This window comes from Caulobacter sp. 17J65-9, from assembly GCF_010975005.1.
Taxonomy (GTDB): Bacteria; Pseudomonadota; Alphaproteobacteria; order Caulobacterales; family Caulobacteraceae; genus 17J80-11.
The window spans coordinates 1-21,933 of the sequence record NZ_JAAIVC010000051.1; the positions used below are offsets into that span (position 1 = coordinate 1).

The 21,933-nt window shown below is 70.7% G+C and carries 24 protein-coding genes and 1 tRNA gene; 12 read left to right on the forward strand and 13 right to left on the reverse strand.

Annotated elements, in window-relative coordinates; translation table 11 throughout:
• Positions 1-270: (d)CMP kinase (locus tag G3573_RS09855; protein ID WP_205598176.1), on the reverse strand; the 270-nt coding region annotated here is incomplete at its 3' end.
• A complete protein-coding gene (gene aroA, locus G3573_RS09860) occupies positions 267-1,586 on the reverse strand; it encodes a 3-phosphoshikimate 1-carboxyvinyltransferase (protein ID WP_163260916.1) in 1,320 nt (439 codons plus the stop codon). The genes aroA and G3573_RS09855, both read right to left, overlap by 4 nt.
• 238 nt (positions 1,587-1,824) lie before the next feature.
• Between aroA and G3573_RS09865 the strand changes: the two genes are divergently transcribed.
• The 3 genes from G3573_RS09865 (at position 1,825) to G3573_RS09875 (ending at position 3,307) form a co-directional block, all read left to right on the forward strand.
• Positions 1,825-2,289, forward strand: coding sequence for a TIGR02300 family protein (locus tag G3573_RS09865; RefSeq protein WP_163260917.1), 465 nt, complete (start codon positions 1,825-1,827; stop codon positions 2,287-2,289).
• 171 nt (positions 2,290-2,460) lie between these two features.
• A tRNA-Ala gene (locus G3573_RS09870) sits at positions 2,461-2,536 on the forward strand.
• 132 nt (positions 2,537-2,668) lie between these two features.
• Positions 2,669-3,307 (forward strand): DUF2726 domain-containing protein, encoded by a 639-nt coding sequence (locus G3573_RS09875; RefSeq protein ID WP_163260918.1) that lies wholly within the window; start codon positions 2,669-2,671, stop codon positions 3,305-3,307.
• A 62-nt stretch (positions 3,308-3,369) separates the two neighbouring features.
• Here the strand turns inward: G3573_RS09875 and G3573_RS09880 are convergent, their stop codons facing one another.
• The gene (locus tag G3573_RS09880) at positions 3,370-3,588 is read right to left on the reverse strand and encodes a hypothetical protein (protein WP_163260919.1); all 219 of its coding nucleotides are present in this window, start codon (positions 3,586-3,588) and stop codon (positions 3,370-3,372) included.
• A gap of 234 nt (positions 3,589-3,822) precedes the next feature.
• Between G3573_RS09880 and G3573_RS09885 the strand changes: the two genes are divergently transcribed.
• Complete coding sequence (locus G3573_RS09885; RefSeq protein ID WP_163260936.1) at positions 3,823-4,233, forward strand: Hsp20 family protein; 411 nt, start codon at positions 3,823-3,825, stop codon at positions 4,231-4,233.
• Positions 4,234-4,278: 45 nt separating this feature from the next.
• Positions 4,279-4,533, forward strand: coding sequence for a DUF1150 domain-containing protein (locus G3573_RS09890; RefSeq protein WP_163260920.1), 255 nt, complete (start codon positions 4,279-4,281; stop codon positions 4,531-4,533).
• A gap of 30 nt (positions 4,534-4,563) precedes the next feature.
• Here the strand turns inward: G3573_RS09890 and ptsN are convergent, their stop codons facing one another.
• The 5 genes from ptsN to G3573_RS09915 form a co-directional block, all read right to left on the reverse strand.
• The gene (gene ptsN / locus G3573_RS09895) at positions 4,564-5,028 is read right to left on the reverse strand and encodes a PTS IIA-like nitrogen regulatory protein PtsN (RefSeq protein ID WP_163260921.1); all 465 of its coding nucleotides are present in this window, start codon (positions 5,026-5,028) and stop codon (positions 4,564-4,566) included.
• A 106-nt stretch (positions 5,029-5,134) separates the two neighbouring features.
• Positions 5,135-5,737, reverse strand: coding sequence for a ribosome-associated translation inhibitor RaiA (raiA, locus tag G3573_RS09900; RefSeq protein WP_163260922.1), 603 nt, complete (start codon positions 5,735-5,737; stop codon positions 5,135-5,137).
• Positions 5,738-5,819: 82 nt separating this feature from the next.
• On the reverse strand, positions 5,820-7,349 hold the full coding sequence (gene rpoN, locus G3573_RS09905; RefSeq protein ID WP_163260923.1) for an RNA polymerase factor sigma-54: 1,530 nt from the start codon (positions 7,347-7,349) through the stop codon (positions 5,820-5,822).
• 105 nt (positions 7,350-7,454) lie between these two features.
• A complete protein-coding gene (locus G3573_RS09910; RefSeq protein ID WP_163260924.1) occupies positions 7,455-7,952 on the reverse strand; it encodes a hypothetical protein in 498 nt (165 codons plus the stop codon).
• A gap of 61 nt (positions 7,953-8,013) precedes the next feature.
• On the reverse strand, positions 8,014-8,718 hold the full coding sequence (locus tag G3573_RS09915; protein ID WP_346427364.1) for an NAD-dependent deacylase: 705 nt from the start codon (positions 8,716-8,718) through the stop codon (positions 8,014-8,016).
• An 82-nt stretch (positions 8,719-8,800) separates the two neighbouring features.
• On the opposite strand from G3573_RS09915, the gene G3573_RS09920 reads away from it, so the two are divergent.
• Together G3573_RS09920 and mmcB are read left to right on the forward strand one after the other, a co-directional pair.
• Positions 8,801-9,355, forward strand: coding sequence for a lipocalin family protein (locus G3573_RS09920; protein ID WP_163260926.1), 555 nt, complete (start codon positions 8,801-8,803; stop codon positions 9,353-9,355).
• Between the two features lie 54 nt (positions 9,356-9,409).
• Positions 9,410-9,850: a DNA repair putative endonuclease MmcB gene (mmcB, locus tag G3573_RS09925; protein ID WP_163260927.1), complete on the forward strand. Its 441-nt coding sequence runs from the start codon at positions 9,410-9,412 to the stop codon at positions 9,848-9,850.
• A 5-nt stretch (positions 9,851-9,855) separates the two neighbouring features.
• Here mmcB and G3573_RS09930 read toward each other — a convergent pair whose 3' ends face one another.
• Positions 9,856-10,413: an ActR/PrrA/RegA family redox response regulator transcription factor gene (locus tag G3573_RS09930; protein ID WP_163260928.1), complete on the reverse strand. Its 558-nt coding sequence runs from the start codon at positions 10,411-10,413 to the stop codon at positions 9,856-9,858.
• A gap of 78 nt (positions 10,414-10,491) precedes the next feature.
• The gene (locus G3573_RS09935; RefSeq protein ID WP_163260929.1) at positions 10,492-11,859 is read right to left on the reverse strand and encodes an ActS/PrrB/RegB family redox-sensitive histidine kinase; all 1,368 of its coding nucleotides are present in this window, start codon (positions 11,857-11,859) and stop codon (positions 10,492-10,494) included.
• A gap of 60 nt (positions 11,860-11,919) precedes the next feature.
• Between G3573_RS09935 and G3573_RS09940 the strand changes: the two genes are divergently transcribed.
• From G3573_RS09940 to G3573_RS09950, 3 genes are all read left to right on the forward strand, one after another.
• Positions 11,920-12,528 (forward strand): SCO family protein, encoded by a 609-nt coding sequence (locus G3573_RS09940; RefSeq protein ID WP_346427365.1) that lies wholly within the window; start codon positions 11,920-11,922, stop codon positions 12,526-12,528.
• Positions 12,529-12,617: 89 nt separating this feature from the next.
• On the forward strand, positions 12,618-13,889 hold the full coding sequence (gene phaZ, locus G3573_RS09945) for a polyhydroxyalkanoate depolymerase (protein WP_163260930.1): 1,272 nt from the start codon (positions 12,618-12,620) through the stop codon (positions 13,887-13,889).
• Positions 13,890-13,902: 13 nt separating this feature from the next.
• Positions 13,903-14,625 carry a SprT family zinc-dependent metalloprotease gene (locus tag G3573_RS09950; RefSeq protein WP_163260931.1) on the forward strand — a complete coding sequence of 241 codons (723 nt, stop codon included), beginning with the start codon at positions 13,903-13,905 and terminating at the stop codon, positions 14,623-14,625.
• A gap of 185 nt (positions 14,626-14,810) precedes the next feature.
• Here G3573_RS09950 and G3573_RS09955 read toward each other — a convergent pair whose 3' ends face one another.
• A complete protein-coding gene (locus G3573_RS09955) occupies positions 14,811-15,971 on the reverse strand; it encodes a serine hydrolase domain-containing protein (protein WP_163260932.1) in 1,161 nt (386 codons plus the stop codon).
• A gap of 125 nt (positions 15,972-16,096) precedes the next feature.
• Entirely contained in the window at positions 16,097-18,106 is a 2,010-nt protein-coding gene (locus G3573_RS09960) for a penicillin-binding protein 1A (RefSeq protein WP_163260933.1), read from the reverse strand.
• 373 nt (positions 18,107-18,479) lie between these two features.
• Between G3573_RS09960 and recQ the strand changes: the two genes are divergently transcribed.
• Positions 18,480-20,315, forward strand: a complete 1,836-nt coding sequence (recQ, locus tag G3573_RS09965) for a DNA helicase RecQ (RefSeq protein ID WP_346427366.1) — start codon at positions 18,480-18,482, stop codon at positions 20,313-20,315.
• Between the two features lie 21 nt (positions 20,316-20,336).
• Here the strand turns inward: recQ and G3573_RS09970 are convergent, their stop codons facing one another.
• Positions 20,337-21,605, reverse strand: a complete 1,269-nt coding sequence (locus G3573_RS09970) for a glycosyltransferase family 4 protein (RefSeq protein ID WP_163260934.1) — start codon at positions 21,603-21,605, stop codon at positions 20,337-20,339.
• Between the two features lie 142 nt (positions 21,606-21,747).
• On the opposite strand from G3573_RS09970, the gene G3573_RS09975 reads away from it, so the two are divergent.
• Positions 21,748-21,933 (forward strand): hypothetical protein (locus tag G3573_RS09975; RefSeq protein ID WP_163260935.1); only part of this gene is annotated, 186 nt, incomplete at its 3' end.

Here is a 21,933-nt window from a genome sequence, read left to right on the forward strand (position 1 = left end):
CTCGAACACCGCCACCCGGCTGGCCGCCTCGCCGGCGACGCCGCCGCGCAGGCCCGGGTCGCCCAGCCGGCCCAGGCTGAGGTCGCGCGCGACCGCCTCGGCCGCCGCCGCGTCGTCCAGGTCCCGCCCGGTCTCCAACAGCTCCACGCCCACCGCCCGGTAGAGCAAGCCGGTGTCGAGGTACTCGTAGCCGTACAGCGCGGCCAGACGGGACGCGACCGTCCCCTTGCCGGAGGCGGCCGGACCGTCGACGGCGATGACGAAACTCATGACTCGGAAATCTCCGCACCCAGGCCGGCCATCAGGGCGACGAAGCCGGGGAAGCTGGTGGCGATCATGCCGGGCTCGTCGACCGTGACCGCCTGCTCGGCGGCCAGGCCCAGCACCAGGTGGGACATGGCGATGCGGTGATCGCCGGCGGTGGCCACCTCGGCCCCGCCGCGCGGCGCGCGTCCGCGGCCGTGGACGATCAGGCCGTCCGGCTCCTCCTCGACCTCGACGCCGCAGGCCTGAAGGCCGCGCGCCATCAGGGCGATGCGGTCGCTCTCCTTCACGCGCAGTTCGCCGATGCCGCGCATGACGGTCGTCCCCTCGGCGAAGGCCGCGGCGACCGCCAGGATCGGGTACTCGTCGATCATCGACGGCGCGCGTTCGGGCGGCACGACGACGCCCTTCAGGCGCGAGGCGCGGGCGACCAGGTCGCCGACCGGCTCGCCGCCGGCGTCGCGGCGGTTCTCGATGGTCAGGTCCGCGCCCATCTCGATCAGGGTGTCGTAGAGGCCGGTGCGCAGCGGGTTGAGCAGCACGCCCTCCACCCGCACCTGCGAACCGGGGACCACCAGGCCGGCGACCACCGGGAAGGCGGCCGAGGACGGATCGCCCGGCACGTCGACGGGCGCGCCGGTCAGGGCCGAGCGGCGGACGGTGACGGCGCGGCCGTCGGCGCGGTCCAGCACCTCCACGGCGACGCCGAAGGCCTTCAGCATGCGTTCGGTGTGGTCGCGCGACGGCTCGGCCTCGACCACCGTGGTCTCGCCGTCGGCGCTGAGGCCCGCCAGCAGGATGGCCGACTTCACCTGGGCGGAGGCGACCGCCGAGACGTGCTCGATCCCCTGCAGGCCACCGCCGCGCACGGTCAGCGGCAGGCGGTCGCCGCCTTCGAAGCGCGCGCCCATGCGCATCAGCGGCTCGGTCACCCGACCCATGGGGCGCTTCTGCAGGGAGGCGTCGCCGGTGAAGGTGGTGGCGTGGGGGAAGCCGGCGGCCGCGCCCATCAGGAGGCGCACGCCGGTGCCGGAGTTGCCGCAATCGACCACGCCCGTCGGCTCGCGATAGCTCCCCGCGCCCTCGACCCGCCAGCGGCCGCCGCCCAGCTGCTCGACCGTGGCGCCGAAGGCGCGCACCGCGTCGGCCGTACGCAGCACGTCGTCGCCTTCCAGCAGGCCGGAAATCTCGGTCACGCCGCGAGCCAGGCCGCCCAGCATCAGGGCGCGGTGGGAGATCGACTTGTCCCCCGGCGCGCGCACGGTTCCGGCCAGCTTCGCGCCCGGCTGCGCCGTCAGTCGTTCCGGCCCGCCCGCGGTCACGTGCGATCCCTCCTGGGTCAAGAGCGCGATAGCCGAAAGTGGATGCCGGTTTCGGCGGCCATCGCGCTCTAACTCTAACAACTTGAGCCTTCTCGCCCGCCTCGGATGGTTTCATCCGAAGCGGGAAGGCTCAGGGCTGCAAAAGAACAAACGAGGCTTTTGACAGCGGCCCGGACGCGTGGCAAGGGAGCCGCCCGCTTCCCATATCTGCCCCCCGTTGTTGGAGACAGGTGAGCCCTTGGCCAATCCCGAACTCGGCAGCAAACAGATCTGCCCGAACTGCCAGGCGAAGTTCTACGACCTCGGTCGTCGCCCGGCCCACTGCCCCAAGTGCGGCGAAGATTTCGACCCTGAAGAAGCGGTGAAGTCCCGCCGCATCCGCGCCCGCTCCGTCACCCCGGACTACGACCTCGACGACGAGGCCGAAGACCAGGTGAAGGGCAAGAAGGCCGCCTCCGACGAAGAGGAAGAGGACGAAGCCACCCCCGAACTCGACGAGGCCGCCGACGAGGCCGCCCCGGACGACGAGGACGAGGGCGAAGACGCCGCGGCCAGCCCGAGCGAGGACGTCGACATCGAAGAAGACGTCGAACTCGAGGAAGACGAGGACGACGCGGTGCCCTTCCTCGAGGAGGAAGAGGACGCCGACTTCGACGACGAGATCGAAGGCCTGCCCGAAGAGGGCGACGAAGACGACCGCTAAGCGCGGCGAAAAAGGCGACGGAGGGCTCCTCCGTCGCCTTTTTTGTAAGCGTCTGAGAGTTATCCAAAACGTCGCACCAACTTAGTGCGAAAAGGGGCTTGATCCCGAAAATCCCTCAGCGTAGATACGCGGCCTCGCCGGACACCAGAACGGCGAGGGACTTGAGACTTCGGGGCTATAGCTCAGCTGGTAGAGCGCTTGAATGGCATTCAAGAGGTCAGCGGTTCGACTCCGCTTAGCTCCACCATCGAAGGCCCGCCGGACCGCCGGCGGGCCTTCGTCACATCTGGGCCCTACCCCAACCGAGCCGCTGAATTCCCACGGATGAACCTTAGCCGTTCTCGCGCGTTGCCTCTTGGGACCGCCGGGGGCTACGGGGATGGCCGATCAGCTGACGTTCTTCGTCGCTTGCGCCGTCATGGGCGCGTTCGCGGCTGGGGTTTACGGCGAGCGGTGGCGCGCAAAGTCAGCCCGCGCCCGCTGGCGCGCGCGGCAGCCGAAACTGACCGAAACTCAAAGGCGCTGGCGCGAGGCGCGCGGGGCGTCCGCCACGCACGACCAGACAACGGACGAGCGCCGCGCCCCGGAAGCCGTTTCCGCCACCGACCAGTTGCGGCTTGTCATGGACGCAAACTTCACCAAGCGGCCCTTGCTGTCGAAGTCCGAAGCGCGCGTGTTCCACGCTGCTGAGAAGGCGCTGCGCGATCAGCAGCTGGCCTGGCGGGTCATGGCGCAGGTGAGCCTCGGTGAAATCCTCTCGTCGCCGGACCCGAAGGCGTACTCGGCCGTGAACAGCAAGCGGGTGGACCTGCTCCTGGTCTCCGGCGTCGGGGACCCGATCGCCGCGATCGAATACCAGGGCGCCGGCCACTTCCAGGGAACAGCCCCGGCGCGCGACGCGGTGAAGAAGGAAGCCTTGCGCAAGGCCGGCATCGGCTACATCGAGATGGCTAAGGGCCACTATCCGGCCGACCTGGCGCGCGAGATCTCTCGGCTCGCCGCTCACGGCCCGCACTGACCGGCGGGCACAAAAAAGCCCCCGCCGCGGCGGGGGCTTTTTGCTGTTCGGGGCCTTGGGCCTCAGCGCGACTCCGCCTTGGCGGCTTCGGCCTTCTTGGCGGGCCAGGTGCGGACGATGACGGCGACCAGGATGGCGCCGATCACGGCCATGGCCGAGCCGCCCCACTGGACCGGGCTCATGCCCTTGGCGGCGTAGGAGCCGACGATGGCGCCGACGACGTAGACCAGGAGGGCGGAGAGGCGTTCGGCCGTGCAGACGCCGATGATGCGATCGAGCATTAGGGACCCCGACGGGAAAAACTGACTGGGACCAAAAAGCCAGATTTCGCCGGTCGCGTCGCTGCGACCCGGCCGCGCACCCGCGTTATGCGGGGCGGTGCGCGCTTGCGGCAGCGTTGAAATCGTTCCCCCGGGTTCACAAATAGGACCCTGAGGGCCCGGACGGTCCGCGCCGACAGGGCGGGCCGGGGACCGGGCTCTCGAGTCGCTTGATCGCGAGGACTCGTGAAGACCATGACCCGGCCGGCGCCGTTCGACAGTCCGTTTCTGCTCGGCTTCGAGCACACCCGCGCCCTCATCGAGCGCGCCGCCAAAGCGGCCGCGGAGAGCTATCCGCCCTACAACGTCGAGGCCATCGACGAGAACCGCGTCCGCATCACCCTGGCGGTGGCGGGCTTCACGCCCGCGCAGCTGGCGGTGACGGTGGAGGGCAACCAGCTCACCGTGCGCGGCGAGCGGGACGCGGAGGACCGGGCCTTCCTGCATCGCGGCATCGCGGCTCGGGGCTTCACCCGCGCCTTCGTGCTGGCCGACGGCATGGAGGTGGAGGCGGCGACCCTGGAGCACGGCCTGCTGCACGTCGACGTGGCGCGGCCCGACGCGGCCCGGGCGGTCAAGCAAATCCCCATTCGGGTGGCCGGCTGAACCGGCCGCCGCTCGAGACGTTCCTTAGTTCAGGAGGTGGTCGAAATGACGCCGATGTTCACCAACGAAGCTTTCGCGGCGCTTGGGGGACCCGACCTGGTGTACGTGCGCGAAGTGAAGGCGAAGGAAATTCTCGCCGGCACCCCCGTGGAAGCCATAAAGGGGTTCTCTCTCGACCCCGATCAGACTCTCTACGCCGTTCATAGCGCCGACGGATCTCGTCTCGCGGTGCTGATCGACAAGGAATCGGCCGTCGCCGCGGCGATGGCGCATGAATTGAAGCCGGTGTCCGTCCACTAAAGACTGACCGGCTACCTTCCCGAGACTTCGTCAGGCCGCGTTCGGCTCCGCCTCGCGGGCCAGCAGGGCGTAGACCGCGTCCGCGGTGCGCGCCTGGCGAAGCTGCTCGCGCAGATCCTTGTGACGCAGAAGACGCGACACGCGGGCCAGCGCCCGCAGGTGGTCGACGCCGGCGTCCCGCGGCCCGAACAGGCCGAACAGCAGGTCGACCGGGCGGTCGTCGACCGCGTCGAACGCCACCGGCGTATCCAGCTTCACGAACACGCCGACCATGCGATCCAGGCCGTCCAGCCGCGCGTGCGGGACCGCCACGCCCTGGCCGACGCCGGTCGAGCCCAGCTGCTCGCGTTCGAGCAGGGCTTCCAACAGTTCAGCCGGTTCCCGCTTGAGGCGGCGCGCCGCCACATCGGCCAGAAGGCCCAGGGCCTGGCGCTTGGAGGACGCGCTCACGCGCACGGCTATGCCGTCGCGCTGCAGCAACTGTGCGATCTCCATCACTCCCCCGACTAAACGCACGCCCGTGGCACGCCGGGCGCCGCTCTAACACGCGGCGCCCCTAGGTTGTTTCCCGGACACGTGGTCGCAGCCGAGTTCGCCGCAGTCAGCGCGTCCGCTCCGGGTCGATCCATCCGATGTTCCCGTCGGGCCGGCGATATACCACGGCCAGGCCGCCGTGCGCGGCGTTTCTGAACAGAATCACGGGATAGTTAGACAGGTCGAGATCCATCACCGCCATGGAGACGGTCATGGTCCGCACCGGGCGCTCGGTCTCGGCGATCACCATGGCGGCCGGGGGCACGCTGGTGTCAGCTTCGGCGAGGTGGTCGTCGTAGTCCTCCTCCAGCACCTCGTCAGGCGCGCGCAGGACGGTGACCGGCGCGGTCTCCTGGCCCGACTTGCCGTTGGAGGCGTGGTGGTTCTTCAGCCGCCGCTTGTAACGGCGGACGCGCTTTTCGATGCGCTCCAGCATCCCGTCGAAGGCCCCGTGGGCGTCGGCGCCGTAGGCGTGGCCCACGAGCTGCTGCCCCGAGGCAAGGGTGACGACCGTATCCATCCGGAACATGTGGCCTTCGCGCGTGACCACGACGTCGGCGTCGCCGCCGCGTTCGAAGTACTTGCCGATTCCGTTGGAGAGCTCCGTGACGATCCGCGAGCGTAGCGCCTCGCCGACGTCGACATGCTTGCCGCTGACTTGGACTTGCATGCCCACATCAACGCGCCGCGGAGGGGGTGGTGTCAAGCGCGGCAACGCCCTGACGGTCTTCGTACGGATGAAGCGCGAACGCTCAGCAGGCTTCCTTCAGGAGCCGCTTACGCTCGACCGAGGACGGAATACGCATAGCTTCCCGATACTTGGCGACGGTTCGGCGGGCGATATCGACGCCGGCCTCCTTCAGAATCTCGACGATGCGATCGTCGGACAGCACGTCGCCCTCGCCGCGCTCGCCGTCGATCAGCTGCTTGATCTTGTGGCGGACGGACTCGGCCGAGTGGGCCGCGCCGCCGTCGCTGGCGGCGATGGCCGAGGTGAAGAAGAACTTCAGCTCGAACACCCCGCGCGGGGTGGCCAGGTACTTGTTGGAGGTCACCCGGCTGACGGTGGACTCGTGCATGCCGATGGCGTCGGCGACGGTCTTCAGGTTCAGCGGGCGCAGGTACTCGACCCCGAAGGCCAGGAAGGCGTCCTGCTGGCGCACGATCTCGGCGGAGACCTTCAGGATGGTGCGGGCGCGCTGGTCCAGGCTCTTCACCAGCCAGTTGGCCGAGGCCAGGCAGTCGGAGACGAAGGTCTTCTCGGAGTCCGAGCGCGAGGCGCCGGCCACCTTCTGGTGGTAGCGCTGGTCAACCAGCAGCTTGGGCAAGGTGTCGCTGTTCAGGTCCACCCGCCAGCCGCCGGCCGGGTCGGCGCGGACGAAGACGTCGGGCACCACGGCCTGCACGGTCTCGGTCCCGAAGGCGGCGCCTGGCCGGGGCGTCAGGCCCTTCAGCTCGGCGATCATGTCGCGAAGGTCCTCGTCGTCGACGCCGCAGACCCGCTTCAGCCCGGTCAGGTCGCGCCGGGCCAGCAGTTCGAGATGGTCGACCAGGGCCGCCATGGCCGGGTCGAAGCGGTTCAGCTCTTTCAGCTGCAGGGCCAGGCACTCGGGCACGCTGCGGGCCATGACGCCGGTGGGTTCGAAGCCCTGGCAGCGTTCCAGCACGCGCTCGACCACCGCCTCGGGGCAGCCCAGCCGGTCGGCGATCTCGGCCAGCTCGGCGCGCAGGTAGCCGCCCTCGTCGACGGCGTCGATCAGGGTGAGCGCGACGGCGTGCTCGGCGGGGGTGAAGCCGGCCATCAGGGCCTGTTCGGCCAGGTGTTCGTGCAGCGACTTGCCGGTCGGCGCGCGCTCGAAGTCCTCGCCGCCGTCGTGGTCGAACGAACCGCCCTTGCCGGTGCGGCTCCAGTCGGTGGCCGGGCCGGCGTCGGCGGCGCTCTCCGCGGCCCGCTCGGCGGCGCGGTCGGCCGCGCGCTCGGCCAGGGACTCGTCGGCGTAGAGGTCGTCGTGGCGGGCGTCGACCGCCTCGTGGGCCTCGGCGGCGGTCTCGCCGGTGAATTCCAGTTCGCGGCTTTCAGCCTCGGCGCGCGGGCCGTCCTCGGCTTCGGGGCGGCTTTCGGTCTCGTCGCGCTGCAACAGGGGATTGCGCTCGAGCTCGGCCTCGACGAAGGCCTCCAGCTCCAGGTTGGAGAGCTGCAGCAGCTTGATCGCCTGCTGGAGCTGGGGGGTGATGACCAGCCCCTGCCCCTGCCTGAGTTCGAGTCGAGCCCCGAGCGCCAACGTCGCCCCCCTTGGCCTGTTTCTTGCGTGCACCATGGCAGGGCGTTGGTTAACGGACGGCGAAGAGCCGTGCGGCGCCCGCGCACACGTCCAATTCTCGGGCCGTCAGCGTCCGCCGGACTCAGCCATGAAGCGGTAAGCGCTGCCCCGCCAGCACCACGAATTGGCCCGCGCCATCGTCTGGATCACGCGAAATCCGTTGCAGTACCGGCGCGTGACGTACGGCTCGCCCATCGGGAACACATACGGTTGCGGGACGATCACGACGGTCCCGCCGTTCGCGCCGAGAAAAAGGATCGTCGAGCATCCATGGGAGCCGCAGTTGAGCGAATTCGTGATCTGGGCGATCGCGTCCAGACGGCCGTCGGCGTTGAGATCGAGCCAACGGACGTGGACGTCGCGCGGAGCGGCGTCGTGATTTCGCGCCACGTACGCGACGAGGTCGCCGGCTCTGATCGGCGTCTCGATCGCGTAGACCGAGGGCGGCTCGTCGTCGGGCTCGGGCTCAGCGGCGAGCGGGGCGGCCGCGGAGACGAGGACGGAGCCCGACAAAACGGCGCCGGCGAGCCAGGTGCCGGTCCCGTTTCGTCGTGGCTTGATCATCTTCGCCCCCTCATGGCCGATTGCGCCTCAACCGCCACGCTCGGCCCGAAGTTGCGCGACCTCAGGCGCGCTCCAGCACCTTCTCGACCCAGGCCGGCAGGGTCTCGGTCGCCGGCCCGTACACCACCTCGTCGAAGCGGCGCGCGTTGTCCGAGGGCTCCAGATTGATCTCGCAGGTGCGGACCTTGGCCCGGCGGGCCTCGGCCACGAAGCCGGCGGCCGGGTAAACCGAGCCGGAGGTGCCGATCGAGACGAACAGGTCGGCCTGGTCGAGCTCGCGCTGGATCATCTCCATGTCGCGCGGCTCCTCGCCGAACCAGACCACGTCGGGGCGCAGGCCGCCGGCCTTGCGACAGGCGGGGCAGAGGGTGAAGACCGACAGGTCCTCGCGCCAGTCGCGGGCGTCGCCGCAGTGGACGCAGCGGATGCGGAACAGCTCGCCGTGCATGTGGTGGACGGCCCGCGAACCGGCCTGCTCGTGCAGGTCGTCGACGTTCTGGGTGCACAGGAACACGCGGCCGCCCTTGCCGGGCAATTCCCGCTCCAGGCGGGCCAAAGCGGCATGGGCGGCGTTGGGCTCGGCGCCCAGCAGGTTCTTGCGCCGGGCGTTGTAGAACTCGTGCACCAGGACCGGATTGCGGGCGAAGCCCTGAGGCGTCGCGACCTGCTGCAGGTCGTAGCGGGTCCAGATCCCGCCGGCGTCGCGGAAGGTGCCCAGGCCGCTTTCGGCGGAAACCCCCGCCCCGGTCAGAATAAACAGCTTCACCGTTGCCTCCGTCCGGGCGATCCTAGTGGACACGGCCCACGCGGGCACGTCCGTCTCACCAGTCTTGTCGGGGGTTTGCGTCATGCGCGTACGTACGGGCCTGATCGGCCTCTGCGCGGGGCTGCTGCTGGCCGCCGCGGTCCAGGCGGCTGCGCCTCAGCCAGCCAAGCCGGTCGACATCGATCGCTTCATGGGGCGCTGGTACGAGATCGCCCGCACGCCCAACCCGAACCAGAAGGACTGCTGGGCGGCGACCACCGACTGGGCCCGCAAGGCCGGCAACCGCTTCACCTTCGTGCAGACCTGCCGGCGCGGCTCGCCCGACGGACCGAAAAAGGTCTGGCAGGGCGGGGCCACGATCGCCGACCCGCGCACCCGGGCGAAGCTCGACCTGAGCTTCCTCGGCGGCGTGATCAAGCAGGAGTACTGGGTGCTGGACCACGCCGACGACTACAGCTGGGCGGTCGTCGGCACCCCCGGCGGCAACTACGTCTGGCTGTTCTCGCGCCAGCCGAGCGTGTCCGAGGCGGAGCGCGCGCAGCTGCTGCAGCAGGTTCGCGCGCTGGGCTACGACACCAGCAAGTTGCAGTTCGCGGCCCGGTCCGACGGCAAGACCAGCGTACAGGGCGGCGGCTAGGCGCCGCGCCGCGGCCGGCTTGCCCGCCGAACGAAAAGCGAACATCTTGTCGGCATGTCCGCCGCCATCGAGCTCGTCTTCAGCCGTCCCGAGACCACGCTTTCGGTCACCCGCGGGGCCGCCCGGCTGATGATTTCGCTAGGCTGGGCGCCGCTCTACGAGGTGTGCCTGCCCAACGGCCGGCGCGCCGACGTCATGGCGCTGAGCCCCAAGGGGCAGCTGGCCATCGTCGAGGTGAAGTCGTCGATCGAGGACTACCGGACCGACCGCAAGTGGGGCGAGTACCTGGAGTTCTGCGACGAGTTCTATTTCGCCGTCGCTCCGGAGTTTCCGCGCGAAATCCTGCCCGAGGGGCCGGGCCTGATCGTCGCCGACGGCTTCGGCGGAGCGGTGCTGACGCCCTCGCCGGTCACCCCGCTGGCCGGGGCGCGGCGCAAGGCGTTGACCCTGGCGTTCGGGCGATTGGCGGCGCTACGGGCGACGCCGACAGGCTGAGGCTCTTACTTCGGCGCGCGCTTGGCCAGGATCCGCTGCAGGGTGCGGCGGTGCATGTTGAGTCGGCGCGCGGTCTCCGAGACGTTGTGGCCGCACAGCTCGTAGACGCGCTGGATGTGCTCCCAGCGCACCCGGTCGGCGGACATCGGATTGTCCGGCGGCGCGGGCTTGTCCTCGGGGCGGGCCAGCAGGGCGCGGACCACGTCGTCGGCGTCGGCCGGCTTGGACAGATAGTCGACCGCCCCCGCCTTCACCGCCGCCACCGCCGTGGCGATGTTGCCGTAACCGGTCAGCATGACGACCTTGGCGTCGGGTCGGCGCTCGTTGATGGCCTGGACCACCTGAAGCCCGTTGCCGTCCTCCAGGCGCATGTCCAGCACCGCGAAGGCCGGGGGCTTGGCGCGCACCTGCTCGACCGCCTCGGTCACGGTGCCGGCCTGAACGACCTCGAACCCACGGGTTTCCAGAGCGCGGCCCAGGCGCGTGCGCAGCGGCGCGTCGTCGTCCATGACCAGCACGGTCTTATCAGGCAGTTCGGAAACTACCGTACTGAGGTCCGTCATCAGCCAAGCTCCTCTCGGGGGCTCAGGTAGAACGCACACCGCGCCATCTTCGTTCGCTTGGTTCCCCGCCTCAAGCGGTTAGAGGGCCGGCTCCGCCTCCAGACGGGCCCGCGGCCAGCGCGCCTCGACCACCGCGCCACCGTCGCGATCATTGCCGAAGGTCACCTTCGCGCCGGACCGCTCCAGCAGGGTCTTGGCGATGAAGAAGCCCAGGCCCATGCCGTGGTGGTGGGAGCGCGAGCCCTCGCCGTGCGGGCGCGAGGTGACGTAGGGCTCGCCCAGCTTGACCAGCACGTCGGGAGAAAAGCCCGGCCCGTCGTCGCGCACCTCCACCCAGATCGACTCCTCGTCGAAGCGGCCGGTCACGCCGACCACGCTGGTGGCGAAGTCGGCGGCGTTCTCGACGAAGGAGGCCAGGGCGTGGATCACCTCCGGCAGGCGCCGGACGTCGGGCACGAACTCGCCGGGCGGGCCCTTGATCTCGGTGACGATGGTCGGCCCCATCTCGCGATAGGGCTCGACCACCTCGTCCAGCAGCTGGGCCAGGCCCAGGCGGGCGTAGACCACGTCGCCGGCCTCGGGCTTCTGGGCCAAGGTCCTCAGGATGTCGCGACACCGCTCGGCCTGCTGCAGCAAGAGCCGCGCGTCCTCGGCGACGGGATCGTCGGCCGGCGAGGAGCGCAGCAGCTCCTTGGCGACGACCTGGATGGTGGCCAGCGGCGTGCCCAGCTCGTGCGCCGCCGCCGCGGCCAGGCCGCCCAGCGCCGCCAGCTGCTGCTCGCGCGCCAGCACCCGCTGGGTGGCGGCGAGCGCCAGCTCCATGCGCGAAGCCTCGGCCGCCGCGGTCCAGGCGTAGCCGGCGGTGAAGCCCATGCCGGTGACCAGCGCCGCCCACATGCCGGTCTCGTACAGCCGGGGCAGCTCCAGCGTCCGCCCCGGGAACCAGGGCAGGGGCGCCTTGAAGAACAGCAGCAGGGTGACGACCACGAAGCCGACCAGGGCCACGCCCAGCACCTGGCGGGTCGGCAGGGTGGCGGCGGCCACGGTGACCGGGGCCAGCAACAGCAGGCAGAACGGATTGGCCACGCCGCCGGTGAGGGCCAGCAGCACGCCCAGCTGGGCGGTGTCGAAGGCCAGCTGGGCCGCCGCCTCCCAGTTGCGGGCCAGGCGCTGGCCCGGGGAGACGACGCTGAGGAAGACGTTCAGCCAGGCGCTGGCGGCGATCACCCCCAGGCACCAGCCCAGCTTGATGTCGAAGCCGAACACCAGCGCGACCATGAGGACCGCGGCCGTCTGGCCGGCCACCGCCAGCCAGCGCAGGCCGAGCAGGGTGCGCAGCCGCAACCGGCCGCGCCGCTGGAGCTCGACGTCCCAGTCCAGCGGCTCTGGGCCCGCCGATCCTGTCGGCTCGGTCTCCGCGCCGAAGCTCGGTTGGGAAATGGCCATACGCCGCCTATACAGTCGCCTGAGCCTTAAAACGACTCCACCGCCTCCGGGGGTTCCGCCGTGTCCCGTTTCCGCATGATCTTCGCCGCCGGTTGCCTGGCCCTGGCCGCCCTGCTGGGCGTGACCGTCTGGACCGTGACGCGCCACGGGGCGAACGCGCCGGCCGAGACCGGCCAGGCCGCCGTGGGCGGGCCGTTCCAGCTGGTCGACCAGAACGGCCGGCCGCAGACCGAGGCCCTGCTGAAGGGCAAGTGGACGGCGGTGTTCTTCGGCTTCACCTACTGCCCGGACGTGTGCCCGACGACGCTGCAGACGCTGGCCGCGGTGAATGACCGGCTGGGGCCGCAGGCCGACAAGCTGCAGATCCTGTTCGTCACCGTCGACCCGGCCCGCGACACCCCGGCGCAGTTGAAGGCCTATCTGGACAGCGACGCTTTCCCGCGCGGGGTGATCGGCCTGACCGGGACCCCTGCGCAAATCGACGCGGCCGCCAAGGCCTATCGGGCGCCCTACGCCAAGGTCGGCGAGGGCCCCGACTATCTGATGGAACACTCGGCGTACGTTTATTTGATGGGCCCCGACGGGCGTTTCGTCCGGATTCTGGGCCACGATCTGGGCCCCGACGAGATCGCCGAGCAGATCAAAAAGGCCATGCGCGAGCAGCGTTGACGATACGCCGTTCGCGCTAATCCTTTTGCAGCCTCGCGCGTTTCATGATGCGCTCGTGCTTCCCATATGAGGCTGCGAGTCGGGAATTCATGCTCTACGCGCTGCACGAATACGCTTACTACACCGCTTCCCCCCTGCGGATGGCTGCGCAGATGGCGCGCGATTTCTGGGGCTCCCCGGCCAATCCCGCCTCGGACACTCAATTCGGGCGCACGCTCTACGCTTCGGCGGAGCTGTTCGCCAATCTCACCCGCCGCTACGGCAAGCCCGCCTGGGACCTGGACAAGGTCGAGATCGACGGCAAGGACGTGCGCGTCCGTCAGGTCGAAGCCTGGAGCTCGCCCTGGTGCCGGCTGACCCACTTCGCCCGTGACCGCAACGACCTGCGCCGCGCCGGTCGCGCCGGATTCGAGCCGGCGGTGCTGATCGTGGCGCCGCTGTCGGGCCACTACGCGACCCTGCTGCGCGGCACGGTGCAGGCCTTCCTGCAGGACCACGAGGTCTACGTCACCGACTGGGTCAACGCCCGCCAGGTGCCGATGCAGGCCGGCCGCTTCGACTTCCACGACTATGTCGACCACATCCGCTCGATGCTGCAGGCCTTGGGCCCCGACGTGCACGTCGTGGCGGTCTGCCAGCCGGGCCCGCCGGTGCTGGCCGCGGCCAGCCTGATGGCCGAGGACGGCGATCCGTGCCGCCCGGCCTCCATGACCTTCATGGGCTCGCCGATCGACGCGCGCCTGGCCCCGACGGCGGTGAACAAGCTGGCGGTCGAGAAGCCGTTCGCCTGGTTCAAGTCGAACATGATCCACACCGTGCCGCCGCCGTATCCGGGCGTGGGCCGGCGGGTCTATCCGGGCTTCGTCCAGCTCTACAGCTTCATGAGCATGAACGAGGACCGCCACGTCGACGCCCACTGGGAGTACTTCAACCACCTGGTCGAGGCCGACGGCGACGGCCAGGCCAAGCACCTCGAGTTCTACGACGAGTACCTGTCGGTGCTGGACCTGACCGAGGAGTTCTATCTCCAGACCATCGACATCGTGTTCCAGGACCACCTGCTGCCGCGCGGCCTGCTGAAGTATCGCGACGAGCGGCTGGTGCGGCCCGAGGCGATCACCGACATCGCCCTGATGACGGTCGAGGGCGGCAAGGACGACATCTCCGGGGTCGGCCAGACCCAGGCGGCGCACGTCCTGTGCCCGCGCATTCCGACCGACATGCGCGAGCTCTACGTGAACCCGGACGTCGGCCACTACGGCGTGTTCAACGGCCGCCGCTTCCGCGACGAGATCTACCCGCGGGTGCGCGACTTCATCCGCCGCCGGGAGGCCCTGCCCGCGGCCGCCGACGCGGCGTGACCGTCCCCGCCGCGTGAGCCTGCTGAAGCCGAAACTGGCCCACGGCGACGTGGTGGAGATCGAGGGCGTGCCCGTGCGCCTGAAGGTGCACGCGCGCGCCCGGCGGGTGTCGCTCAGGGTCGACGCGCGCGGCGAGGTGGTGGCGATCGCGCCCAATCCGCGCCGCCTGCACGACGCCCTGGCCTTCGCCCGCGAGCGGGTCGACTGGATCACCTCGCGGGCCGCGGCGGCGCCCTGCGGCGTCGCCTTCGCGCCCGGGTCGACCGTTCCCGTGCGCGGCGAGACCGCCCGCCTGACCGCCATCGCGGGGGCGTCGGCCGCCCGCCTGCTGCGCGACGAAGCGGGCCTGAACATCGTCTCCGGCGGCGAGGGCGCGGCCTTCGCGCGGCGGGTCGACCGGCTGCTGAAGACCGAGGCGCGGCGGGACCTGGAGCACCGCACCGAGCTGCACGTGCGGGCGCTGGGCCTGGACCTGCCGAAGGTGGCCCTGGGCGATCCGAAGAGCCGCTGGGGTTCGTGCACGCCGGCGCGCGGCTCGATCCGCTACTCCTGGCGGCTGATCCTGGCCCCGGCCTTCGTGCTGGACTACGTCGCCGCCCACGAGGTCGCCCACCTGGTCCACGCCGACCACTCGCCGCGCTTCTGGGGCGTGGTGCGCGACCTGCTGGGCGACGAGAAGGCCGGCCGCAACTGGCTCAAGGCCCACGGCCGCACCCTGCACGCCTACGGGCGCTGAAATCTCCTCCCCTGCGAAGCGGGGGAGGGGGACCGCCGAAGGCGGTGGAGGGGGCGAACGGCCTCCATCACGCCGACAGACCACCCTTCCGTGAAAACAGAACAGACGAGCCCGCGGCTCGCCCCCTCCACCATGCTTCGCATGGTCCCCCTCCCCCGCTCGCTGCGCTCGCAGGGGAGGAGAAGTTAGCGGCCGTCCCAGAACGTCAGGTCGCCGTACTCCCATTTCCAGGGCGCGCCGGTCTCGCCCAGCACGAGCTTCGCAAGGGCGGGGAAGGCCGCCTCGGCGCGCACGTCGTTGGCCAGCATGACGACGCAGCGACGGCCGCGCTCGACGCACATCCAGACGTTGCCCGTGGTGTCGTTGTGGCCGGTCTTGAAGAAGCCCGGCCCCTGCGGGCCGTCGAACACCACCAAGCCCAGGCCCGCGGCCAGATCGGCCCGCCGCTCTGCCGGCGGCAGCTCCGGCTGCAGGGTCGGGAACTGCGAGGCGGTGGTGATCGGCCGCTGCGGCCTGACCAGCTCGGCGCGGCCCTTCGGCGACAGGCCCTCGCCGCGCACGTAGCCGGCGGCGAAGCGGGCGAAGTCGGCGATGGTGGTGTCCATGGAGCCGGCCGCACGCACCCGGCCGCGCTCGTCGTGCGGCTCGGTCTTGCCTTGCAGGTCCCAGCCGTCGGCGAGGTTCGACGCAAAGTCCGGCCGCCAGATCATGCTGGTGTCGGTCATGCCGAAGCGGTCGAACACGCGCCGCTGCATCTCCCGGCCGACGTCCAAGCCCAAGCCCCGCTCCAGCACGAACTGCAGCAGGATCAGGCCCTCGCCGGAGTAGGCGTAGCGGCTCCCCGGATCGAAGTGGAAGCGCAGCTTCTCGTCCGGCTCCAGGAAGGCGAAGTTGGCGAAGCCCGAGCCGTGCGACAGCAGGATGCGCGGCGTCAGGGCCCGCCAGCGCTCGTCCCCGGCCAGGTCGCGCCAGGGACCGTACTTGTCCTCGTTCGGGTAGTCGGTGAGCGGCTTGTCGAGGTAGGTGGCGATCGAGGCGTCGAGGTCGATCACGCCCTCCTCGGCCAGCTGCATGACCGTGTAGGCGAACACCGCCTTGGTCAGGGACGCGCCGTACATGACGGTCTGCGGCTCGAGCGGCGCGCCGGCGGCGTTGCGCTTCCCGTAGCTCTTCACATAGGCGACCTGGCCGTCCTCGATCACCGCGAGCGCGAGGCCCTCGGCGCGGGTGGCGGTCATGGCGCGGGCGACGGCGGCGTCGATCTGCGCGGCGCGCTTGGCCGGAACGGCCGCCGAGGCCGAAGACGCGGCGAGCGCCACCGCAGCCGCCAACGCGATCCTGATCATACGCCCCTCCCCCGATCGGCCCGAGAGTGCGCGGAAGAACGACGGTAGTCAAAGCGATGGCGGCCCACCAAAACAGAAAGGGCGAGCCGCCGGCTCGCCCTCTCCTTTGGTCTGCGTCGTCCCGATCAGTAGAAGGTCGGGTCCGCCTGCGGCTGGGTCGGCTGGCCCGCCTGCGGCGGCGGGCCCGGCTGGGCCCCCGGGTCGCCGTCGGGGACCGTGTCGGGCGCGATCTCGCCGTCGGACGGCGCGTCGCCGCCGCCGAACAGGCCGCCGGCCGAGCTCAGCAGGTCGCCGATCGGGTCGCCGACCGCCTGGGCGGCTTGCGGGCCGCTGGGGATGGCCGAGACCTTCAGGCGCGGCAGGGTCGCGGACATGAAGGTCTTCCAGATCGCCGCCGGCGAGCCGCCGCCGGTGACCTTCTTCATCGGCTTGTTGTCGTCCTTGCCGACCCACACCGCGGTGACGAAGCCGCCGGTGTAGCCGACGAACCAGGCGTCCTTGTAGTCGCTGGTGGTGCCGGTCTTGCCGGCCAGGTCGTAGCCGGAGATCGCCGCGCCGCGCGCGGTGCCCGACGCCACCACCTGACGCAGCATGCGGTTCATGTAGGAGAGCGGCGGGTTGCCGATCACCGAGGTCTTGCCGACCTCGTTCGGGCGGTGCTCGTACAGCACCTTGCCGGACTTGGTGCGGATCCGGTTGATGCCGTAGGCCTGCACCCGCAGGCCACCGTTGGAAAACGGCGCGTAGGCCTGGGCCATCTCGATCGGGCTGACCTCGACGGCGCCCAGCGCCATCGACGGATCGGTGCCGATGTTGGAGGTGATGCCGACCCGCTTGGCGGCGCGGGCGACGTTGTCGCGGCCGACCTCGTCGGCGACGCGCGCGGCCACCGTGTTGATCGACTGGGCCAAGGCCGTCTCCATGGTGATCGGGCCGAGGTAGGTGTTGGTGTAGTTGGACGGGGTCCAGTTGCCGATGGTCACCGGCTCGTCGACCACCGGGGTGTCCGGGGTGTAGCCGGCTTCCATCGCCGCCAGATAGACGAACGGCTTGAACGCCGAGCCGGCCTGGCGGCGCGCGTCGACCGCGCGGTTGAATTCGCTGTCGGCGTAGTCGGCGCCGCCGATCATGGCGCGCACCCGGCCCTCGCCGTCCAGGGCGATCAGGGCCGCCTGCTCGACGCCCTTCTTCTGGTCGCGCTCGACGATCGAGCGCACGGCGCGCTCGGCGTTGGTCTGGATCGGGAAGTCCAGCGTGGTCTCGACGATCAGGTCCTCGGTCGGCTCGCCGACCAGGGCGCGCACTTCCTGGTGGACCCAGTCGACGAAGTACTGGGCGTGCTGGGTGGCCAGGGTGCGCGAGACGCGCACCGGCTTGCTCACCGCCTCGATGCGCTGCTCGGGCGTGATGACGCCGGCCTGCTCCATCTCGTCCAGCACGATGGTGGCGCGGCGGGCGGCGCGTTCACGGTCGGACAGCGGCGAATAACGCGACGGGCCCTTCATCAGGCCGGCCAGCAGGGCGGCCTCGCCGACGGTCAGGTCCTTGGCGTGCTTGTCGAAATAGCGCTGCGAGGCGGCTTCGATGCCGTAGGCGCCGGCCCCGAAGTAGACCCGGTTCATGTACAGGCCGAGGATCTCCTTCTTGGAAAACTTCGCCTCCAGCCACACGGCCAGCATGATCTCCTGGATCTTGCGCCGGTAGTTCTGGGCCGGGGTCAGGAACAGGTTGCGGGCCAGCTGCTGGGTGATGGTCGAGCCGCCCTCGACCTTGCGGCCGGCCTTGATGTTGCGGCCCATCGCCCGCGCGATCCCGATCGGGTCGAAGCCGGGGTGATGGTAGAAGCGCCGGTCCTCGACCGCGACGAAGGCGGCCGGCACGTAAGACGGCAGGTCGTCGACATTGACCGGCGGCGCGAACTGGTTGCCGCGCACGGCCAGAAGCGCGCCCGAGCGATCGAGATAGGTGATCGACGGCTGGCGATCGACTTCGTTGAGCTTCGAGGTGTCGGGAAGACCCCAGGCGAACACGGCGAAGAAACCGATCATGAAGATCAGTCCCCAGACGCCCACCACCGTGGTCCAGTACATCACCGCCTGCAGCGGCGTGCGCTTGCCCGAACTCGGCCCGCTCATGCGTGAAACTCCAAGCAGGCCCCCGGGCCTCTCGATCATTGTTAGCCGAAGAGCCTAGCGGTCGCTACGGGCTAAACGGTGACGGAAAGACGACTGTTTCTTAGATCCAGGACAGAAACCGGACGACTTTCGCCGCAGAATTCCGCGGACCTCGCCGACAAGGCAAGTGAAAGCCTTGTCACGTGCGCTCCGACGTCGAAGGGGACCATGTAAGGACCGCCGGTCGCCCAGTCTAACCCCCTGCGGCGGAAGGTCTCGGAAGGGCGGCGATAAGGACAGAGCGCGTTCCTCGCCCCGAGGACGAGGAAGGAAATCGCGGTCCCGCGCGTTTCGTCCTCTCCCCGAGCCGGGCGAAGCGGCCTAGACAGCGCCCGTGACCCGAGCCCCCGACCTCAGCGAAGCGCGCGAGATCCTGCGCCGCGTCTACGGCCACGCCGACTTCCGCGGCCGCCAGGCCGAGGTCGTGACCGAGGTGCTGGCCGGGCGCGACGCGCTGGCCGTGCTGCCGACCGGCGGCGGCAAGAGCGTCTGCTACCAGATCCCCAGCCTGATGCGCCCGGGCGTCGGTCTGGTGGTCTCGCCGCTGATCGCCCTGATGGCCGACCAGGTCGCCACCCTGCGCCAGCTGGGCGTGCGGGCCGCGCGCCTGGACTCCTCGACCCTGCCGGCCGAGCGCCGGGAGATCTGGGACGCGGTGCAGGACGGCACGCTGGACCTGCTCTACATGTCGCCCGAAGGCCTGATGACCAACGGCACGGTCGATCGGCTCTCGCGCGTGCCGATGGCGCTGGTCGCCATCGACGAAGCCCACTGCGTCAGCCAGTGGGGCCACGACTTCCGGCCCGAATACCGCATGCTGGGACGGCTGGCGGAGGCCTTCCCGGGCGTGCCGCGCCTGGCGGTGACCGCCACCGCCGACGCGCGGACCCGCGAGGACATCAAGGCGAACCTGAAGCTGGAGGGCGCGGCCGAGTTCGTCGCCAGCTTCGACCGCCCGAACCTGGCCCTGACCGCCGAGCGCAAGCGCGGGAACGCTCAGAAGCGGGTGCTGGAGCTGATCGAGGAGCGCCGCGGGCGCTCCGGCATCGTCTACGCCGGCTCTCGCGACGGCACCGAGAAGCTGGCCGACGCGCTGCGGGACGCCGGCGTGCCGGCCATGGCCTATCACGCGGGCCTGGAGAAGGGCGAACGCGACCGGCGCCTGACCAAGTTCCTGGAGGCCGACGAGGCGGTGATGTGCGCCACCATCGCCTTCGGCATGGGCGTCGACAAACCGGACGTCCGCTTCGTCATCCACGCCGACCCGCCGTCCTCGATCGAGGCCTACTGGCAGGAGGTCGGGCGCGCCGGCCGCGACGGCGAACCGGCCGAGGGCTTCACCCTGTACGGGGCCGCGGACCTGGCCTGGGCGCTGCGGCGCATCGACGGCCGCGAGATGGCCGAAGAGGTGAAGACCGTCCAGGTCGGCAAGGCGCGCCGGCTCTACGCCATGCTGGACGGCATGGGCTGCCGACCGGCGGCCGTGCGCCGCTATTTCGGCGAGGTCGAGGTCGAGCCGTGCGGCCGCTGCGACCTGTGCGTCAGCCCGCCGGAAGCCCTCGACGCCACCGAGGCGGCCCAGAAGGCGCTGGCCGCCGTGCACCGGCTGGGCGGCCGCTTCGGGCGGGGCCGCGTAGTCGACCACCTGCTGGGCAAGACCAAGGAGGTCACCCCCTGGGAGGCCGGCCTGACCACCTTCGGCATCGGCCAGGAGTTCAGCCCGGCCAGCTGGCGCGACCTGATCGAGCAGCTGCTGTTCGAGGGCCTGCTGCGCGAGGATCCGAACGACGGGCGCCCGCTGGTCACCCTGGGCGACCCGGACCAGGTGAAGGCGGTCTATCGCGGCGAGCGGCGACTGCAGATCCGCCGCGAGATGGAGGGGCACGACCCGACCACCCGCTCGGGCCGGCCGCGCAAGCGCACGCGCGACGCCCTGGCCGCCGTGCCGGCCGGGTCCCAGCCGCTGTTCGAGGCGCTGAAGGCCTGGCGACGCGAGCGCGCGGCCGAGCAGGCCGTGCCGCCCTACGTGATCTTCCACGACCGCACCCTGCTCGACATCGCCAACGCCCGGCCGGGCGGCCTGGGCGAGCTGGCGCGCCTGGGCGGCGTGGGCGAAAGCAAGCTGGCCCGCTACGGCGAGGCGGTGCTGAAGGTCGTGCGCGACAACTGACGTCCTGCGCTCGCCCTGCGCTCAGGAGCCCATGTCCAGGCCTTGGCCGAGCGCGTCCAGCATGCCGTCGGCGCCGAACAGGCCCGGCAGCTGGGCCCCGGCCAGGGCGCACCCGTAAATCCGCTCGAGCCGGTCCACGCTCGCTTCCCAGCTGTAGTTCTTGGCGGCCCGCAGAGCCTCGTCGGAAAGCTCGGCGCGCAAGGCGGCGTCCTCGACCAGCGCGCTCATGGCCGCGGCCAGTCCCGGCCGATCGTACGGATCGACCAGCAGGCCGTTCTTGTGGTCCTGCACCAGTTCGCTGAGCGCGCCCATGCGGGTGGCGACCGCGGGCCGGCCCAGGGCGAAAGCCTCGACCACGACCAGGCCGAACGCCTCCGGGATGATCGACGGCAGCACCACGGCGTCGACCGCGGCCATGATCGACGGCATCTCCTGGTGCGAGCGCGGGCCGAGGAACATCACCCGTCCCGCGTCGATCAGCGGCTGCAGGGCGCCCAGCACCCGCGTTTCGAAGGCTTCGGATTCCTCGGGATCAGCGTCGATCCAGAGGCGATGGCTGCCGACGATCACCAGCCGGGCCTGCGGGTGTCCCGCGGCGACGTCGGCGAAGGCGGCGGCCAGGTGATCGACCCCCTTGGCCTCCTGGATCGCGCCGGCGAACAGGAAGACGACGTCGTCCGAGGCGAAGCCCCAACGCCGGCGCCACAGGTCGCGATCGCCCGCGCCGGTCTGGGCCCGGAAGTTCTCGAGGTCCACGCCGTTCGGGCACACCCCGACGTTCGCGTGGGACCGGGTGGAGGTTCCGAGGCTGTCCAGGGCGCGCACGAACCGGCCGGCCAGGTACTCGCTGACGCCCAGCTGCACGTGCCCGCGCCGCGCGCCCGACCAGAACCGTCGGGCGGCGCCGTCGAACTCCGCGCTGCCGGGATCGCCGATGATGTCGTTGTGGGCCTGGACCACGATGGCGCGGGCCCGCACCAGCCGCGCGTGCGGGTGCTCGTGCAGGTGAACGACGTCGAACCGGCGGGTCCAGGTCAGGGCGGCCAGCGCCAGATGGTTGGCGAACTTTCGTGGCGCGAGCCGCCCGGCCGCCGCCGCCAGGCGCTGGACCGTCACCCCGCGCCATTCGCGCGACGACGGCGCCTCGGCCGGCCCGGCGACGCAGACCTCGGAGCCGCGGGCGGCCTGCACCCGGGCCAGTTCCAACGCCACCCGCTCGGTGCCGCCGACCGCCTCGGCGTCCGGGTCGTCTGGAAGCAAACCAATCCCGACGAAGTGCAGTATCCGCATCGGTCAGGCCCCCGGACGCGCGTGGGGCGCGCCCTCACCCGCAGATTGCGCCCGTCCGCCAAGCTCCGGAAGCCTGCAAGTGACGCTGGCTGGAAGCCCCTAGGGGAAAAGCGCCACGCGAACCGGCGGGGCGGCTCGCCCGTTGTCCGGACTCCTGCTTGAGGACGCCATGCTGACCAAGTCCGACGTGAAGGAGACGCGCCTGCGCCTCCATCATCCCGACCACGGCCTGCCGTCGCGGGTCGACCGCCCGCGGGCGCAGACCACCGGCGCGCTGGCGCTGGGCGCCGCGGCCTGGGGCGCGCTGGCCCTGGGCGCGATCGCGGTC

Excerpts from the sequence above, each read along its gene's own strand:
- G3573_RS09960 (WP_163260933.1), bottom strand. The coding sequence starts at position 18,106 with ATGAGCGGGCCGAGTTCGGGCAAGCGCACGCCGCTGCAGGCGGTGATG.
- G3573_RS09885 (WP_163260936.1), top strand. The coding sequence starts at position 3,823 with ATGACCCGGCCGGCGCCGTTCGACAGTCCGTTTCTGCTCGGCTTCGAG.
- G3573_RS09970 (WP_163260934.1), bottom strand. The coding sequence starts at position 21,605 with ATGCGGATACTGCACTTCGTCGGGATTGGTTTGCTTCCAGACGACCCG.
- G3573_RS09910 (WP_163260924.1), bottom strand. The coding sequence starts at position 7,952 with ATGATCAAGCCACGACGAAACGGGACCGGCACCTGGCTCGCCGGCGCC.
- G3573_RS09890 (WP_163260920.1), top strand. The coding sequence starts at position 4,279 with ATGACGCCGATGTTCACCAACGAAGCTTTCGCGGCGCTTGGGGGACCC.
- G3573_RS09955 (WP_163260932.1), bottom strand. The coding sequence starts at position 15,971 with ATGATCAGGATCGCGTTGGCGGCTGCGGTGGCGCTCGCCGCGTCTTCG.
- G3573_RS09880 (WP_163260919.1), bottom strand. The coding sequence starts at position 3,588 with ATGCTCGATCGCATCATCGGCGTCTGCACGGCCGAACGCCTCTCCGCC.
- phaZ (WP_163260930.1), top strand. The coding sequence starts at position 12,618 with ATGCTCTACGCGCTGCACGAATACGCTTACTACACCGCTTCCCCCCTG.
- G3573_RS09920 (WP_163260926.1), top strand. The coding sequence starts at position 8,801 with ATGCGCGTACGTACGGGCCTGATCGGCCTCTGCGCGGGGCTGCTGCTG.
- ptsN (WP_163260921.1), bottom strand. The coding sequence starts at position 5,028 with ATGGAGATCGCACAGTTGCTGCAGCGCGACGGCATAGCCGTGCGCGTG.
- mmcB (WP_163260927.1), top strand. The coding sequence starts at position 9,410 with ATGTCCGCCGCCATCGAGCTCGTCTTCAGCCGTCCCGAGACCACGCTT.
- raiA (WP_163260922.1), bottom strand. The coding sequence starts at position 5,737 with ATGCAAGTCCAAGTCAGCGGCAAGCATGTCGACGTCGGCGAGGCGCTA.
- G3573_RS09935 (WP_163260929.1), bottom strand. The coding sequence starts at position 11,859 with ATGGCCATTTCCCAACCGAGCTTCGGCGCGGAGACCGAGCCGACAGGA.
- G3573_RS09875 (WP_163260918.1), top strand. The coding sequence starts at position 2,669 with ATGGCCGATCAGCTGACGTTCTTCGTCGCTTGCGCCGTCATGGGCGCG.
- G3573_RS09930 (WP_163260928.1), bottom strand. The coding sequence starts at position 10,413 with ATGACGGACCTCAGTACGGTAGTTTCCGAACTGCCTGATAAGACCGTG.